This window comes from Kribbella sancticallisti (assembly GCF_039530625.1).
In the GTDB taxonomy this organism is placed as follows: Bacteria; Actinomycetota; Actinomycetes; order Propionibacteriales; family Kribbellaceae; genus Kribbella; species Kribbella sancticallisti.
Window position 1 is genome coordinate 66565 of the sequence record NZ_BAAAOS010000063.1, and the last position, 14833, is coordinate 81397.

At 68.2% G+C, this 14833-nt stretch carries 13 protein-coding genes and 2 riboswitches; of the genes, 5 read left to right on the forward strand and 8 right to left on the reverse strand.

Annotated features, from left to right (window positions below; genetic code table 11):
• Nucleotides 1–58: 58 nt before the first annotated feature.
• A riboswitch (cobalamin riboswitch) is annotated at nucleotides 59–206 on the reverse strand.
• 23 nt (nucleotides 207–229) lie between these two features.
• Entirely contained in the window at nucleotides 230–631 is a 402-nt protein-coding gene (locus ABD255_RS38930; RefSeq protein ID WP_344221832.1) for a CPCC family cysteine-rich protein, read from the forward strand.
• Here the strand turns inward: ABD255_RS38930 and surE are convergent.
• The 3 genes from surE to ABD255_RS38945 form a co-directional block, all read right to left on the reverse strand.
• Nucleotides 601–1344: a 5'/3'-nucleotidase SurE gene (gene surE / locus ABD255_RS38935; protein WP_344221833.1), complete on the reverse strand. Its 744-nt coding sequence runs from the start codon at nucleotides 1342–1344 to the stop codon at nucleotides 601–603. The genes ABD255_RS38930 and surE overlap by 31 nt on opposite strands.
• Before the next feature lie 54 nt (nucleotides 1345–1398).
• Complete coding sequence (gene cobN, locus ABD255_RS38940) at nucleotides 1399–5118, reverse strand: cobaltochelatase subunit CobN (protein WP_344221834.1); 3720 nt, start codon at nucleotides 5116–5118, stop codon at nucleotides 1399–1401.
• 36 nt (nucleotides 5119–5154) lie between these two features.
• Nucleotides 5155–5282: riboswitch (cobalamin riboswitch) on the reverse strand.
• A 25-nt stretch (nucleotides 5283–5307) separates the two neighbouring features.
• Nucleotides 5308–6312 carry a methyltransferase gene (locus ABD255_RS38945; RefSeq protein ID WP_344221835.1) on the reverse strand — a complete coding sequence of 335 codons (1005 nt, stop codon included), beginning with the start codon at nucleotides 6310–6312 and terminating at the stop codon, nucleotides 5308–5310.
• A 358-nt stretch (nucleotides 6313–6670) separates the two neighbouring features.
• Between ABD255_RS38945 and ABD255_RS38950 the strand changes: the two genes are divergently transcribed.
• Nucleotides 6671–7168, forward strand: a complete 498-nt coding sequence (locus ABD255_RS38950) for a DUF3592 domain-containing protein (RefSeq protein ID WP_344221836.1) — start codon at nucleotides 6671–6673, stop codon at nucleotides 7166–7168.
• Between the two features lie 242 nt (nucleotides 7169–7410).
• Here ABD255_RS38950 and ABD255_RS38955 read toward each other — a convergent pair whose 3' ends face one another.
• The 3 genes from ABD255_RS38955 to ABD255_RS38965 are packed head-to-tail and all read right to left on the reverse strand — an operon-like array spanning nucleotide 7411 to nucleotide 10005.
• Entirely contained in the window at nucleotides 7411–8367 is a 957-nt protein-coding gene (locus ABD255_RS38955) for a DUF3500 domain-containing protein (RefSeq protein ID WP_344221837.1), read from the reverse strand.
• A complete protein-coding gene (locus ABD255_RS38960) occupies nucleotides 8358–9038 on the reverse strand; it encodes a histidine phosphatase family protein (RefSeq protein WP_344221838.1) in 681 nt (226 codons plus the stop codon). Before ABD255_RS38960 ends, ABD255_RS38955 begins: the two co-directional genes overlap by 10 nt.
• Before the next feature lie 40 nt (nucleotides 9039–9078).
• Nucleotides 9079–10005, reverse strand: a complete 927-nt coding sequence (locus tag ABD255_RS38965) for a cobalamin biosynthesis protein (RefSeq protein ID WP_344221839.1) — start codon at nucleotides 10003–10005, stop codon at nucleotides 9079–9081.
• 100 nt (nucleotides 10006–10105) lie between these two features.
• Here ABD255_RS38965 and ABD255_RS38970 point away from each other — a divergent pair, with 100 nt between their 5' ends.
• From ABD255_RS38970 to ABD255_RS38980, 3 genes are read left to right on the forward strand one after another with little or no spacing between them, the layout of a single operon-like run.
• Nucleotides 10106–10918, forward strand: a complete 813-nt coding sequence (locus ABD255_RS38970; protein WP_344221840.1) for a serine hydrolase — start codon at nucleotides 10106–10108, stop codon at nucleotides 10916–10918.
• On the forward strand, nucleotides 10915–11982 hold the full coding sequence (locus tag ABD255_RS38975) for a mandelate racemase/muconate lactonizing enzyme family protein (protein ID WP_344221841.1): 1068 nt from the start codon (nucleotides 10915–10917) through the stop codon (nucleotides 11980–11982). The genes ABD255_RS38970 and ABD255_RS38975 overlap by 4 nt, the downstream gene beginning before the upstream one ends.
• Nucleotides 11979–12845, forward strand: coding sequence for a C40 family peptidase (locus ABD255_RS38980; protein ID WP_344221842.1), 867 nt, complete (start codon nucleotides 11979–11981; stop codon nucleotides 12843–12845). The genes ABD255_RS38975 and ABD255_RS38980 overlap by 4 nt, the downstream gene beginning before the upstream one ends.
• 72 nt (nucleotides 12846–12917) lie before the next feature.
• On the opposite strand, the gene ABD255_RS38985 is transcribed toward ABD255_RS38980, so the two are convergent.
• Together ABD255_RS38985 and ABD255_RS38990 are read right to left on the reverse strand one after the other, a co-directional pair.
• Nucleotides 12918–14060: a TerC family protein gene (locus tag ABD255_RS38985; protein WP_344221843.1), complete on the reverse strand. Its 1143-nt coding sequence runs from the start codon at nucleotides 14058–14060 to the stop codon at nucleotides 12918–12920.
• A gap of 257 nt (nucleotides 14061–14317) precedes the next feature.
• Complete coding sequence (locus ABD255_RS38990; RefSeq protein WP_344221844.1) at nucleotides 14318–14674, reverse strand: MmcQ/YjbR family DNA-binding protein; 357 nt, start codon at nucleotides 14672–14674, stop codon at nucleotides 14318–14320.
• Nucleotides 14675–14833 lie beyond the last annotated feature (159 nt).

A 14833-nucleotide genomic window follows, 5' to 3' on the forward strand; every position in this document is an offset into this window, starting at 1 on the left:
GTCCTGCGGGTGTCCACGCCCGCCTCGGCACTTGGCACGCCGGGACCGCGGAGAGCGCTCCCTGGCGGCCGGTGGAAGATGTCCTGGCTTCCGGGTGTCACCCCGGTCACAGTGGCGGGACCGCCCCGGACTCCGGCTCTTCCGAGCCGTCACCGGTGTTCCTCTTCTACCGACCCGGCGATCATTCCACACCAGCCCCGAAGAGCCGCCCGGTGGAGATGATGAGCACATGAGAGAGCGCTTCCCGTGCGTCTGCTGCGGGCATCTGACGATGGGCGAACCGCCCGGCAGTTACGAGATCTGCCCGGTCTGTTTCTGGGAGGACGACCTGATCCAACTGCGCTGGGCGACCACCGTCCGCGGGGCCAACCGCCTCCCGTTGGCCGAGGCGCAGCAGAACTACCGCGCGTACGGAGCCTGCGATGAGCACGGCCGCCAGTTCGTCCGCGCGCCGCTCCCCGACGAGCCGGTTGAACCCGCCTGGCGGCCGATAGAACCCGACCACGACTCCTTCGAGGACTTGGCCAGCGAGGAGCGCGTGCCTTGGCCCGACCCCTACACCACGCTGTACTGGTGGACGGACGACTTCTGGCGAGCCGCTCAGTCGACGGCGAAACGCTCGTCCAAGTAGGCGGCTGAGGCGTCGTCGGCGATCGCCTGAACGCCCGTGATCGGCGTGACGGTGATGTAGCCGGCAGCGAGGAGGACCTCGTCGGTGTCGGTCTCCTCAGCAGGTGGAAGGGTCTGCAGGGTGACTACCGGCTCACCGGTCGGCGACTCGGTCACGAGCAGTCTGGACCTGCTGTACGGCGCCAACCGGGCCCAGCGGGCTCCCTTGAGTTCCGCTAGCGGGACGTCGGGGACGTTGATGCTCAGCACCGTGCCGATCGGCTGGTCCTGAAGCCAGTTCAGCGCCTCCGCGGCCACCGCGCCTGCGGTGTCGAGGTGGGACGGGTCCTCGGCGTTGATGCTGATCGCCAGCGCCGACATGCCCTGGGTCGCCGCGGTCAGGGCAGCGGCAACTGTCCCCGAGTGCAGGATCGGACCGATGTTGTGGCCGTGGTTGATGCCGGACACGACGATCTCCGGCGGCGGCCCGTACGCCCCCAGCCTGGCCAGCGTCACCGAGAGCGCGGGCGTGCCGTCGATCCCGATGAACCCGTTCTCGCCGACCTTCGAGGCGATCCGCCGCCCGATCATCCCGGCCCGGGCCGACCCGACCCCGCTCTGGTCGTTCCAGGGCGCCACCACCATCACGTCGTGACCCGCCGCCTCGATCGCCGAAGCGAGCGCCTGGATGCCTTCGGACTCGTAGCCGTCGTCGTTGGTGATCAGAACTCTCAACTGTTCGGACGCCATATGTCCTACCCAAGCCGAGAGAGCGTCCCCGAGCCTGTCTCAGCCGCGATCCTCGATGTCACCCTCTGTTTCCAGAACCGCCGTCCGCAGGGTCTCCAGCGCTTCCTCCGACGGCTCGGCCCATAGACCGCGTTGGGCCGCTTCGAGCAGCCGCTCCGCGATGCCGTGCCGGGCCCACGGATTCGACTTGCGGAAGAACTCGGCGATCTCGGGGTTGGCGACGTACTCCGTGGTCAGCGTCTCGTACATCCAGTCGTCCACCACCCCGGCGGTGGCGTCGTAGCCGAACAGGTAGTCGACCGTGGCCGCCATCTCGAAGGCGCCCTTGTACCCGTGCCGCTGCATCGCCGCCATCCAGCGCGGGTTCACCACCCGGGCCCGAAAGACCCGCTTGGTCTCCTCCTCCAGCGTCCGGGTCTTCACCTGCGCGGGAACCGCCGAGTCGCCGATGTAGGCCTTCGGGTTCGCGCCGGTCAGGTGCCGGACCATCGCGACCATGCCGCCGTGGTACTGGAAGTAGTCGTCGGAGTCCATGATGTCGTGCTCGCGGGTGTCCGCGTTCTTGGCCGCCACCTGGATCCGGGCGTATGCGCGCTCCATCGACGGCCGCGCCTCCGCGCCGTCGAGGTCCTTGCCGTACGCGTAGCCGCCCCAGACGGCGTACACCTCGGCCAGTTCGGCGTCCGTGCGCCAGTTCCGCGCGTCCACCAGCGGCAGCAGGCCGGCGCCGTACGAGCCGGGCTTGGAGCCGAAGACGCGGGCGGTGGACGAGCGCATGTCGTTGCCAAGAGCAACATCAGCGTCGACGTGCGCCCTCAGGTAGTTGCTGTTGGCATCCTCGTCCAGCGCGGCCACCGTCCGGACGGCCTCGTCCAGCAACGACACCACGTGCGGGAACGCGTCGCGGAAGAAGCCGGAGATGCGGATCGTGACGTCGACGCGTGGCCGGCCCAACTCCTCCAGCGGCACGACCTCGAAGCCGGTCACGCGCCGGGAGGCCTCGTCCCAGACCGGGCGGCAGCCGAGCAGCCAGAGCACCTCGGCAAGGTCGTCGCCCTGCGTGCGCATCGCGGAGGTGCCCCACACGGTCAGGCCGACCGATCGCGGCCACTCCCCCGTCTCGGCCTTGTGCCGGGCCAGCAGAGAGTCGGCCAGAGCGACGCCGACATCCCACGCGTTGCGGCTCGGGATCGCCTTCGGGTCGACCGCGTAGAAGTTCCGCCCGGTCGGGAGCACGTTCACCAGACCGCGGGTCGGTGACCCGGACGGCCCCGCCTCGACGAATCGGCCGGCCAGCGCGCGCAGTACGTTCGTGAGTTCGTCGCCGGTGCGGTCCAGCCGCGGGACGACCTCGGTGGCGGCGAAGGTCAGCGAGGCTTCGACGCCCGCCGACGAGCGGCCGAGCACCTCGCCGACAACGACCGGTACCTTCGCGGCGTCCCAGCTCAGCGTCTCCATCCCGAGCACGAGTTTGCGCGCGACGGCTTCCAGCAGGTCCACGCCGTCCGCCGCGCTCACCGCGGGCAGATCCGCCAGCGTCGAGAGCTCGGCCAGTTCGGGAACCACGCGGCCCGGGTCGGCCAGGAGGGCAGCCTCGTCGACGCCGTACGTCTGGCCGAGCGCGGCCCGCAGACCTTGGACCGCGCCAGAAACGCCACCCCACATCTGGTTGGCGCGCAGGATCGCGAGGACGAGGTTGACCCGCGCCTCACCTTCGGGACCGCCGCCGAGGATGTGCAGCCCGTCGCGGATCTGCACGTCCTTGATCTCACACAGGTAGCCGTCGAGGTGCAGGACGAACTCGTCGAACTCCTCGTCCTCCGGCTTCTCCTCGGTGTGCAGGTCGTGGTGCAACTGGGCCGCCTGGATGAGGGTCCAGATCTGCGCCCGCAGTGTCGGCACCTTCTCCGGGTCGAGCGCGGTGACGGTGGCGTACTCGTCCAGCAGGTACTCGAGCTTGGCCATGTCGCCGTATGTCTCGGCGCGCGCCATCGGCGGTACGAGGTGGTCGACGATCACGGCGTGCCCGCGGCGCTTGGCCTGCGTCCCCTCACCGGGGTCGTTGACGATGAACGGGTAGACCAGCGGAAGATTGCCCAGTACCGCGTCCGGCGCGCAGTCCGCCGCCATCCCGATGCCCTTGCCCGGCAACCACTCCAGGGTCCCGTGCTTGCCTAGGTGCACGACGGCGTGCGCCCCGAATCCGCCCTCTTCCGGCGGCGCCTCAAGCCACCGGTACGCCGCTAAGTAGTGGTGCGAGGGGGCCATGTCCGGGTCGTGGTAGATCGCGACCGGGTTCTCGCCGAAACCGCGGGGCGGCTGGATCATCAGGACGACGTTGCCGAACTGCAGCGCCGCGAGCGCGATCGCGGGCTCGGGGCCCGACTGGTCGACGTACAGGGAGCCCGGCGCCTCGCCCCAGGCCTCGATCATTGCCGTCTGCAACGTTTCGGGCGTCCTGGAGAACCACTGCGCGTAGGTCTTGAGGGGGATCTTCGCGACCGCGCCGGCGAGCTGGTCGTCGGTCAGCCAATCGACGTCGTGGCCGCCGGCCGCGATCAGGCGGTGGATCAGCCCGTCGGCGCCGTCGGCTCCTTGCAGCTCGTCCAGATCCAGGTCCGGGCCGAGGTCGTACCCGGCCTCCTTCAGTTGACCGAGGATGACCACTGCGGAGGCGGGGGTGTCGAGGCCGACCGCGTTGCCGATCCGCGCGTGCTTGGTCGGGTACGACGACAACACGACAGCGAGCTTCTTGTCAGCCGGTGGGATGTGCCGGAGCTTGGCCTGCGCTACGGCGATCCCTGCCAGCCGGGCGCACCGCTCGTGGTCCGGCGCGTAGCTGGCAACCCCCTCGGCGTCGTACGCCTTGAAGGAGAACGGGATCGTGATCAGGCGTCCGTCGAACTCCGGAATCGCCACCTGGGTCGCGGCGTCCAGCGGGCTGATGGCGGCGTCGCTCTCCAGCCACTGCTCGCGCGTCGACGTCAACGCCAGGCCTTGGATCAACGGGATGTCGAGGGATGCCAGTGCACCGGCATCCCAGGAGTCGTCGCCGCCCGCGCTCGCACTGGACGCCACCGTGCCACCCGCGGCGAGCAACGTAGTGACGAGCACGTCGCAGTTTTCGAGCATGCCGAATAGTTCAGCGTTCTCGGGGCTCGACGGATCCAGGCCGCGCAGCGTTCCGCAGTACACGAGGAGTGGTTGGGCACCTGCCGCCTCGACGGCATCCGCCAGCGCGTCGACGAAGGCGGTGTTGCCGGAGATCTCGTGGGCCCGGTAGTAGACGATGCCGACCACCGGCCGGTTGTCCTTGCTGAATGTCCTGCCGCCGCGGATCCCGTACGTCGGCAGCGCGTGCGGCGGGTCGAACTCGTCGCCTGTCAGCAACAGCGTGTCCCGCAGGAAGCCGGCCAGGTTCCTGAGGTTTTCGGAACCACCTTCGCGCAGGTATGCGAGCGCCTCCGTCACCGCCCCGGCGGGCACCGTCGACATCGACATCAGCTCGGCGTCCGGGGCAGCCTCGCCACTGAGCACCACCGTCGGAATGCCCGAGGAGATGACCGCGTCGAGACCCTCCTCCCAGGCGCGGCGACCACCCAGAAGGCGGACCACCACAACCTCGACGCCATCCAGCAACGCCGGAAGCTCTTGCAGGTCGACCCGCGCGGGGTTGGCGACCTTCCAGCCGGCTTGGGCCTGTGACGCGGCCAGCAGATCGGTATCAGCAGTAGAGAGCAGCAACAGGTTCGCGGGCACGCGCGGCCGGTCCTTCCTCGGGGTGTCCACGCCCCAGGTGGCAGGTACGACAGCAGCAGTTCCTGACTCCCGCGCAAGCGCGGTCACAGTGGCGGGACCGTCCCGGACTCACACCGGGTTCCTGCACAGCTGTCGATGACAGCCTGCACTCTAGCCGACTACGCACTGCGCCCCACGCGTACCAGACACCTACTGGGTGGGCTCGGCCTCGATCAGGAACATGTCGCCGTCGGTTGGAATCGTGCGGGTGTAGTCGAAGCCGGCTGCCTCGAGCAATGAGCGGTACTCGTCCGTCGTACGTTCCTGGCCGCCGGCCACGACAAGCATGGTGAGGTCGGAGAACGCCGTCCGTACGGGATCCGGAGACTCGTCCAGCAACTGCTCGATCAACAGCAGGCGGCCGTGGGCCGGCATCGAGCGCCGGCAGGTACGCAGGATCTCGACAGCCTCCTTGTCGGCCCAGTCGTGGATCACCGCCTTGAGGACGTAGGCGTCCCCGCCTTCCGGAACAGAGTCGAAGAAGCTGCCCCCGACCACCCGGCAGCGCAGCGATACACCCGCCGCCGACAGCAGTTCGTTTGCGCCTGCCACGACGTCTGGCTGGTCGAAGAGCACGCCGTTGACCGAGGGGTAGCGGGCCAAAATGGCACCCAACAGCATCCCTCGACCACCGCCGACATCGACGACCGTGCCGAACTGACCGAAGTCGAAGGCCTCGACGACGTCGTCAGCCACCGTTCGGGACAGGGCTGTCATGGCTTCGTCGAAGACCCTCTGCTCGGCGGGGTGCCCGGCGAAGTAGTCCCAGACCGATTCCCCGTGGACAGCCACGAACGCGTTCTCTCCCGTGCGGATGCTGTGCTCCAGCGAGGCATACGTCTGCCAATGGAACGGCCGGCCGACCAAGCGTGCCCAGCCGGCAACCGACTGCGGCGCATCGGTCCGGAAGACCTCACCGAGCTCGGTGTTCGAGAACCTGTCGTCGGCGTCGCTGACATAAAGCCCGACCGCGACCAGTGCACGCATCAAGCGGGTCAGCGACCGTACGTCCGCTCCGGTCCTCTCGGCGAGCTCGACGACGCTTTTCGGACCGTCTGCGAGCAGATCGGACAGCCCCAGGGTCGCGGCGACGTGCACCGCCTGCGACACCTGATACCCAATGACGAGGCGACGGACCTCCCGGGAAGCGTCCATGAGTCATTATGCTCCCGGTACGCGCCGGGGCCACTTGCTGTCGATCGAGGCGCTAGATATCTGCAGCCTCAGAACTCCCAGGGGGACGTCTCGATGAACGGCACCGGTGATCGGCGCCGACGGCTGCGGCACCGCGGAGTCTTCACTGGTTAGCTGTACTCTCCGCGATGCCGGTCATGCGTCTGAAGCCTGGTTCGTGGTTGAGCGAAGTTTGCGCGCTGTCCCTGCGCGGGGAACATCGTCCCTGTAACGCCTCGTGCTCAGCTGGAATCAGGTGAGTCCAGCACGGGCCTGATTTGAGGAACACCGACACGGGCTGGTGCGTCGCAGGTCGGATGATCGCAACCGGTGAGGATCGATGAATCGCAGGAAGGCACCGGCCGTTCGCCGGGCGAAGGTGAATCGGCGGGCGAAGCGGGTCGCAAGCCGCCGGTTCCGTCATGCGGCGGCGCACAGACGATGGCACTGGGATTTCGATGGCCTCGTCACAGGATTGGGCGCCTGCGGGCTGTTTCTTCTGGCGGGCTGGATGGGGCGTGACACCTACCTTCTTCAGCACCGCGGTGAGGTCGTGCCGGCGACTGTGCTGGACATGTCAAGCGGACGTGACAGCAGCATCGAGGTCCGGTACACGACCAAAGCCGGCCGGACGGTCGTGGACAGCACGACGAACTACTACGACGCGCGCGTTGGCGGCACGATCGACGTAATTTACGACCCGCAGGAGCCAACCAGGATGCAGGCCAACGATTGGGGGGTCGACTATGTCTGGCCCGGCATCGTCGGCGCGGGCGGCGTTGCCGCACTTGGGTACGCGGTGACGCAACTCTGGCGTCGCGGCAAGCGATGGGAGTGAGCACTGGGCTTCGGTTCGTGTTCGGGCAGTTCCCGGGGGTGCCTGTCGGAGGTTGGGCTCAGTCATGGGCCGCAAATACGTCACCCAATCAGCGGTGACCCTGCTCCCCCGGAATCACCTCGCTGCGGACACCACTAGGTGGCACGACTACCTCGCCTCTCCCGAGCCACTTGGCACCGCGTGGGCTACACGCGACCACCTCGCTTACCCGAGCAACCGGGCTCCAGCAATACCTGCTTTACCTAGTGGTTGGCGTAGTGGGCGGCTAGGAGGTCCTGGCCCCAGTCGTTGCGGAGGTCGCGCCAGACTGAGTGGATGTGGTTGGCGTCGTCCTGGGTGTTGTCGTACTCCGCCAGGAACGTGGGGCCGGCGATGGAGTAGTAGTGGCCGTTGCCGGGTTCGGTGGCGCCGGACCAGGCGAAGGTGAGGCGTTCGATGCCGTTTTCGGTGATGTCTTGCCAGGTTTGCAGGCCGATCGGGCCGGCTGCGCGGCCGATGTACTGGCCGAGGAGGAGGCTGAAGAGTTGGCGCTGCTCGGGAGTGAGTTCGCCGTACGGGAGGCCGCGGAGCAGTACGCCGGGATCTGCGATCGGGTCGAAGCGGGTGAGGATGTCGTCGGGGGCCTTGTCGGAGACCACGGCCAGTTCGCGCTGGCCGGGCTCGAGGGCGTGGAGGAGTTGGAAGCCGAGGTCTTGTTCGGCGGCCAGAGTGCGTAGGCCGGCGTGTGGGCCGGTCAGGACCGTCGCCGGCTCGGAGCCGAAGAACTGCGGGGTGAAGCCGATCGCGCCGTCCACGTACGTCAGGTGCAGAGCGATGTGATGGCCGTTGATTCGCCACGCCCACGGCTCCATGCCGGCCGGGTCGCCGAGGATCCGTAGGAAGTACCGCTGCTCCGAGCCGAGGTCGACCGTCGAACCCGGCTCCGCCTGCGGCAGCCCGCGCCGGATCGCCTCGGTGAACATCACCGACCGCGCGTCGGCCAGGCCGCGCTCGCTGCACGCGATCTCCAGCAGGCGCATGGCCAGCGGCCGCTGCTCGGCGGAGAGTTCGCCCAAGGTGAGGCCCGGGCGGTCGCCCGGCAGGTAGGTCCAGACCTGGTGGTCAGGTGTGTCGAAGGGTGCGCTGATCTTCTGGCGCTGCTCGGGGTTCAGGCTCGCCAGGAGCGCCAGGGCTGCCTCGCGGGATTGCTCTACAACCATGCCGATCGCTCCCGTTCCGTCGGTTCATGCTCGGTCCATTGTTCGAAGGGCCGGTCCAGCTTGTACCGGTAGTCCGGCTGCCGCAGCAGGATGCGCGTCTCCGCATTGTCCGGGTTCCGCAGGGTCTCGAAGAACTTCACCGACCAGTGGAACCAGCGCATGCAGAACAGCCGCATCGTCAAGCCGTGCGAGACCAGCAGGACGTTGCGCGGCGAGTCCGGTGTCTCGAAGTCGCGGTGCATGGTCTCCAGAAGGCTCGACACCCGGTCGTAGACATCGGCGCCGGACTCACCCTGGGTGAACCGGTAGAAGAAGTGCCCGAAGGAGTCCCGGAGCGCTTCCTGGCGTTCGATGTCCTCGGTGTCCTGGAAGTTCGCCCAGTCCTGCTCGCGCAGCCGCGGTTCTTCCCGGGCGATGCCGATCAGGTCGTCCAGGCCGAGCGAGTCGAGGGTCTGCAACGTCCGCTTGTACGGCGAGACGTAGACGCGGATGGGTTCGTCCTCGAACAGTGCGCGCAGTCGCTTCCCGGCCTCCGCCGACTGTTCGTGCCCGTGAGCGGTCAGCGGGATCGCGTGGTCGGGGACGCGCTCGAAGATCGACTTGTCCAGGTTGGCCTCGGACTCCCCGTGCCGGATCAACGCGATCCGCATCGGCCGCTGACTCAGGTGCACCCCGGCTCCTCTCGTCGCGCCGCCGCCCGGCCTCCGGCGCTCACGTACGTAAGCCCTTCGGGCGCAACGCCAGGATTGCCGCCACAGCAGCGGCGGCATAGGAGACGCGCCGGGCTAGGGCGGCCGTGCGGCGGATGTCGGCGACGGACGGGCGGAGGCCGTCGCCCAGGGTCCCGCGGTCCTCGATCTCATCTCCGTACGTGTTGGTGCCGCCGAGGCGGAGGTCGAGGGCGGCGGCGAAGGCGGCTTCTACCGGGCCGGCGTTAGGGCTCGGGTGCCGGGGCGCGTCGCGATGCCAGATCCGCCAGACCGCGCGGGGGCGGCCCGAGGTCACACCGGTGAGCAACGCACAGACGCGAGCGGGCAGCAGGTTGATGAGGTCGTCGAAGCGGGCCGACGCCCAGCCGAAGTTCCGGTAGCGGGAGGACTTGTAGCCGACCATGGCGTCGAGAGTGTTCGCCGCGCGGTAGCCGACCAAACCAGGGATGCCGAGCAGACCACCCCAGACCAGCGGCGCCACGGTCGCGTCGGACGTGTTCTCCGCCACCGACTCCACCGTCGCCCGAGCCAGTTCGTCCGCCTCGAGGTCTGTCGCGTCCCGGCTGCAGAGGTGTCCGAGCCTCGCCCGCGCCGCCGGGACGTCCTTCTCCTCGAGCAGACCGGCTATCACCGAGGCCTCACGCTCCAGACTCCGCCCACCGAGCACCGCCCAGGTCGCACCCGCAGTCAGCAGGGTTCGGGCGATCGGCCGATCCTTGGTGAGCCGCTCGGCGACCACCCCGGCCGCCACTGTGGATCCGACCAGCACCGCCGCGTACGCCGTACCGGCGGCGCGGGTGTCCGCGTACAGCCGGGGCTCGAGCTTGGCCGCGACCTGGCCGAAGCCCGCGACCGGGTGGAACCGGCGCGGGTCTCCGAGAATCCGGTCGGCGGCGAAACCGAGAACTAGACCAAGGGCTCTGGACACTCCCGGAAGTCTGCCAGGCCCGGCAAGGTCGCGGGTGGAGTTGTCCACAGTCGTCAACTCATTGCGGCGTTCGGGCGTGCGGTGTGGAAAAGTAACCATCATGGGAATCGCAGACCTTCTCGCCGGAGTCGCCGGGCGCGGCGACTTCGGTGTCTGGCTGGGGCGGCTCGACGGCCACCCGGTGTTCACGCACGCCGCGGACCGGGCGCACTACTCCGCGAGCACGATGAAGCTGCCGGTCGCGATCGCGATGACGCGCAAGGTGGACTCCGGTGAGCTCGCGCTGGACCAGCCGGTCACCGTGCACAACGACTTCGCGTCCGCGGCGGGCGGACGGTTCGGGGTGAACCCGGCCGAGGACGAGGCGCCGAACACCTGGACCAAGATGGGCGAGCAGGTGCCGCTCACCTGGCTGACCACCGAGATGATCACCGTGTCGAGCAATCTCGCGACCAATCTCGTGCTTGAGCAGACCGGCGTGGACGCGGCGAACGCGGTACTGGCCGAGTACGGGTCCGGGCAGAGCGTGATCCGCCGGGGCATCGACGACACGGCCGCTCAGCGCGCCCGGATCAGCAACCTGATGAGCCCAGCGGACCTGGCCGCGGTACTGGTTGCGGTTGGCAATGACAAGAGCCCTTCCGGAGAGTACGTGCGGGACTTGCTGGCCGGGAACACCTGGAATGGTGAGATCCCGGCCGGAGTACCGGCGGGGACGCGGGTCGAGCACAAGAACGGCTGGGACACGGGGATCAGGCACGACGGCGGGATCGTCCGGCCCGACGACGCCGAGGCGTTCGTACTGACGGTCTGCACGACGTCCGACTTGCCTGATCAGGACGCGAGCAGGCTCATCGCCGAGATCGCGGCGGCAGCCTGGGACCACCGGCACGACCTGGAGGCAGTCCGGTGAAGATCACCACCCATCTCGTCTCGGCGCCGTTGCACACGCCGTTCGTGACCGCGCTCCGGACCGCGACGCACGCGGAATCTCTGCTGGTCGAGATCAGCGACGGTTCGCTGAGCGGCTGGGGCGAGGCACCGCAGGTCTGGAAGGTGACCGGCGAGTCGCTCGCGGGCGCTCAGGCCTGCGTCGAGGGACCGATCGCTTCCGCTCTGACCGGCCTGGAGCCCGACGACTTCACCGAGGCGCTCCGCCGGATCCAGGGTTCAGCGCAGGGAAACTTCGGCGCCAAGGCGGCTGTGGACGTCGCGTTGCACGACCTGGCCGCTCGCCGGCGAGGGCAGACCTTGCACGGTTTCCTCGGCTCGACGGTGACCTCGGTCCAGACCGACGTGACGCTGTCCGCCGGGGATCCCGAGTCACTCGCAGCGGCCGGGGTGGACCGGGTCGCCGACGGGTTCGGCGTACTGAAGGTCAAGGTCGGCACCGGTGACGCGAAGGCCGACTTCGAGCGGGTACGCCGGGTCCGCGAGGCGATCGGGCCGGATCCGCGGCTGCGGCTGGACGCGAACCAGGGCTGGTCGCGCCGCGACGCCGTGACGGCGATCCGCGCACTCGAAGACGCCGGCTGCGACATCGGACTCGTCGAGCAGCCCGTCCCCGCCGCCGATCTCGAAGGGATGGCCTGGATCACCGACCGGGTCAGTACGCCGATCCTCGCCGACGAGTCCGTGTACGGCGTACGCGACCTGGTGGCGGTGATCCGGCACGGCGCGGCCGACCTGGTCAACGTGAAGCTGGCCAAGTGCGGCGGACTCGGTCCGGCCCGGACGCTGCTGGAGTTGGCTCGCGAGCACGGGCTCGGCTCGATCGTCGGCTCGATGATGGAGAGCCACGTCGGCGTCGGAGCGGCGGCCGCCCTCGTCGCGGCGTACCCGACGACCGCGGTCAACGACCTCGACGCGGCCTGGTGGCTGAAGGAGCCGCCAGTGCTCGGCGGGATCCGGTACGAGGGTTCGACGATCCACCTGCCGACGGGCGATGGACTCGGCGTGACAGGGTTGAGCGCATGAAGCTAGCCGCCGCCAAAGTCCCGGTCAGCACCGTCTGGACCTCCCCGGACGCACCGCGAGACATCGACGCTGCCGCCGTCGCCGACAAGCCCGACGTAGCCGCCTGGGCCAAGTCGATGGACACCGAGACCCGGCTGGGACTGCACGGGCGGACCCTGACCCAGTTGCTGTTCGCCGAGCCGGTCCTGGTCCGCTCCGAAAGCAACGGCTGGTCCGAGATCCTGGCACCGTGGCAGCCGTCCTCGGCGGATGAGCTCGGCTATCCGGGGTGGGTGCCGTCCAGCCATCTCGGTGAGCTGCCGGGGAGCGCTACCGCGCCGGTGACGATCACCGTGCCGTCGGCGGAGTTGTTCGGCGAGCCCGGGTCGGGGCATGTGGCTGAGCTGTCGTTCGCGACCGTGCTGGCGTCGGTGGAGAAGGCGGACGGGTTCACCCGGGTCGCGCTGCCCGACGGCGGGCTCGGCTGGCTGTCGGACGACGTACTGCGTGCCGTGGAGTCGCCGAGCACCCCCGAGGACCGGATCCGGCTGGGCTCGTTGTTCCTCGGGCTCGAGTACCTGTGGGGCGGGACGTCGCAGTACGGGCTGGACTGTTCGGGACTGGTGCACGCGGTGAGCCGGGTGCTCGGCCGGCGGGTTCCGCGGGACGCGCACGACCAGGCGGACGCCCTGGAGCACATCCCGATCGACGAGGCTCGCCCTGGTGACCTGTACTTCTTCGCGCGCCCTGGCAAGAAGGTCCACCACGTCGGCTTCGTCTCCGCCGAAGGCATGCTGCACGCCTCCGAGACAGGCAAGAGGCTCGAGAACGAGGCCCTCCTCCCCGAACGCCGGGAAACGCTCGTGGCAGTCGCCCGTTTCTGACCCAGCCATCCGCTTCTTGGCAAGCAGAAAGCGCCCGGACCCGCACTGGGGATCCGGGCGCTTTCCGTTGGTTCAGGCCTTCTTGGAGTCTGTCTGCTCGGGCTCGTGCAGACCATCGAGCTCGGCGCGGGTCGCCTCGTCGAGCTCGCCGCCGCCTGCCTCGGACGCCACCACGTCCTGCGGGCGAGCAACCGCCGGGCTGCCGTCCGCCGCACCGTCGTCGGCCGGAGTGACCTCGTGATGGGGCGGCATGTTGCGGGACTTCCGGAGGCTGAGGATCGTCGTGACGCCCAGCGTGATGATGATGAAGCCGAGCGAGAACCAGATCGGAATCTCCGGCGCCCACTTGATGTGCTCGCCACCGTTGATGAACGGCAGTTCGTTCTCATGCATCGCGTGGAACACCAGCTTCACGCCGATGAAAGCGAGCACGACCGAGAGTCCGAGCGACAGGTAGACCAGCCGGCGCAGCAGGTCGCCGAGCAGGAAGTACAACTGGCGCAGACCCATCAGGGCGAAGACGTTGGCGGTGAAGACCAGGAAGGGCTCCTGGGTCAGACCGTAGATCGCCGGGATCGAGTCGAGCGCGAACAACAGGTCGGTGGTGCCCAGCGCGATGATCACGATCGCCATCGGGGTGACGAAGCGCTTGCCGTTCTTCACGACGGACAGCTTCACGCCGTTGTACTCGTCGGTGGCCTTCAGCCGGCGCTTGGCGAACCGGATGACCGCGTTCTCCTTGTAGTCGTCATCGTCGTTCTCACCCTGCTTGGCCAGGTGGATCGCGGTGTAGACCAGGAACGCGCCGAACAGGTAGAAGACCCAGGAGAACTGGTTGATCGCGGCCGCGCCGACGGCGATGAAGATGCCGCGGAAGAACAGCGCCAGGATGATGCCGACCAGCAGAGCGGTCTGCTGGTACTTCCTGGGCACCTGGAACCTGCCCATGATGATCAGGAAGATGAAGAGGTTGTCGACGCTGAGGCTGTACTCCGTCAGCCAGCCGGCGAAGAACTCGCCCGCGTACTGCCCGCCGGAGAAGACCCAGACGCCCAGCCCGAAGACGATCGCCAGGGAGACGTAGAAGACGATCGCCCGGGCGGATTCCTTCGTGGTGGGTTCGTGCGGCCGGCGTCCGATGATGAAGACGTCGAAGGCCAGCAGGGCCAACAGCAACCCGACGGTGATGTACCAGACGTAGTCGTGAACATGCACAGGAAAACCTCCGGAGCGCAGACGAAAAGACGGACTCCGAAGGTCTCTTCCGCCTGGCTCGATCAGTCGAGCCTGGCCGGCGGCACCGGGCGCGGAGACGAACCCCTTGACCGTGATGACGATACCGCCGCGAAAGGAATACTCCCCTTCTCCGAACACCATTCTGGCCGGTTGGTGTCCGAGTTTCCAAATCGAGGACCTCAATCCCGCCTGTCGGGATGATCACGTCCCGCGACGGGAATAACCCGTCTGAGTGATCAGGTTGCTACCGGTGGACGTCTGGACTTCGGCAGTTTCCCCACGATCGTCTGGTACGACATGTCGACCAACTCCAGGATCTCGTCGTCGGGCACGGCACCCCCGAGGCGTACGGTGTTCCAGCCCGAACGCCCGATGTAGGCCGACTTGGTCACATCCTCCGGATAGGTGTCGACGAGTTCGTCCGCCTCCTCCCGGTTGTTGCCGCACTTGAGCCCGACCGAGTCGCCGGAGCCGAGGAACGCGAAGATCTTGTCGGACACCTTCGCGACCACGTCCCCCTCCCACGGCTCGTCCTGCCACGCCCCCGGCTTGCCGAGGCAGTACTCGAGCAACTCCGCTGCGGTCAGTCTCATCTCTCGCAACTCCCCATCGAGCGTCTCCATCCGTCGAACGTCTCCATCCGTCGAACGTCTCGACGGGATTGTCCAACGGGTAGTCGCTCCCGACCAGCAGTCGCCGCCGGGTTTCAACTGAAGCGGTTGGAGATCGCGTGGCCCCGGGCGTTCGACGGC

What these genes read in the sequence shown, in the direction of transcription:
- ABD255_RS38970 (WP_344221840.1), top strand. Translation starts at nt 10,106, where the DNA reads ATGGGAATCGCAGACCTTCTCGCCGGAGTCGCCGGGCGCGGCGACTTC.
- ABD255_RS38950 (WP_344221836.1), top strand. Translation starts at nt 6,671, where the DNA reads ATGAATCGCAGGAAGGCACCGGCCGTTCGCCGGGCGAAGGTGAATCGG.
- ABD255_RS38980 (WP_344221842.1), top strand. Translation starts at nt 11,979, where the DNA reads ATGAAGCTAGCCGCCGCCAAAGTCCCGGTCAGCACCGTCTGGACCTCC.
- ABD255_RS38955 (WP_344221837.1), bottom strand. Translation starts at nt 8,367, where the DNA reads ATGGTTGTAGAGCAATCCCGCGAGGCAGCCCTGGCGCTCCTGGCGAGC.
- ABD255_RS38930 (WP_344221832.1), top strand. Translation starts at nt 230, where the DNA reads ATGAGAGAGCGCTTCCCGTGCGTCTGCTGCGGGCATCTGACGATGGGC.
- ABD255_RS38990 (WP_344221844.1), bottom strand. Translation starts at nt 14,674, where the DNA reads ATGAGACTGACCGCAGCGGAGTTGCTCGAGTACTGCCTCGGCAAGCCG.
- ABD255_RS38945 (WP_344221835.1), bottom strand. Translation starts at nt 6,312, where the DNA reads ATGGACGCTTCCCGGGAGGTCCGTCGCCTCGTCATTGGGTATCAGGTG.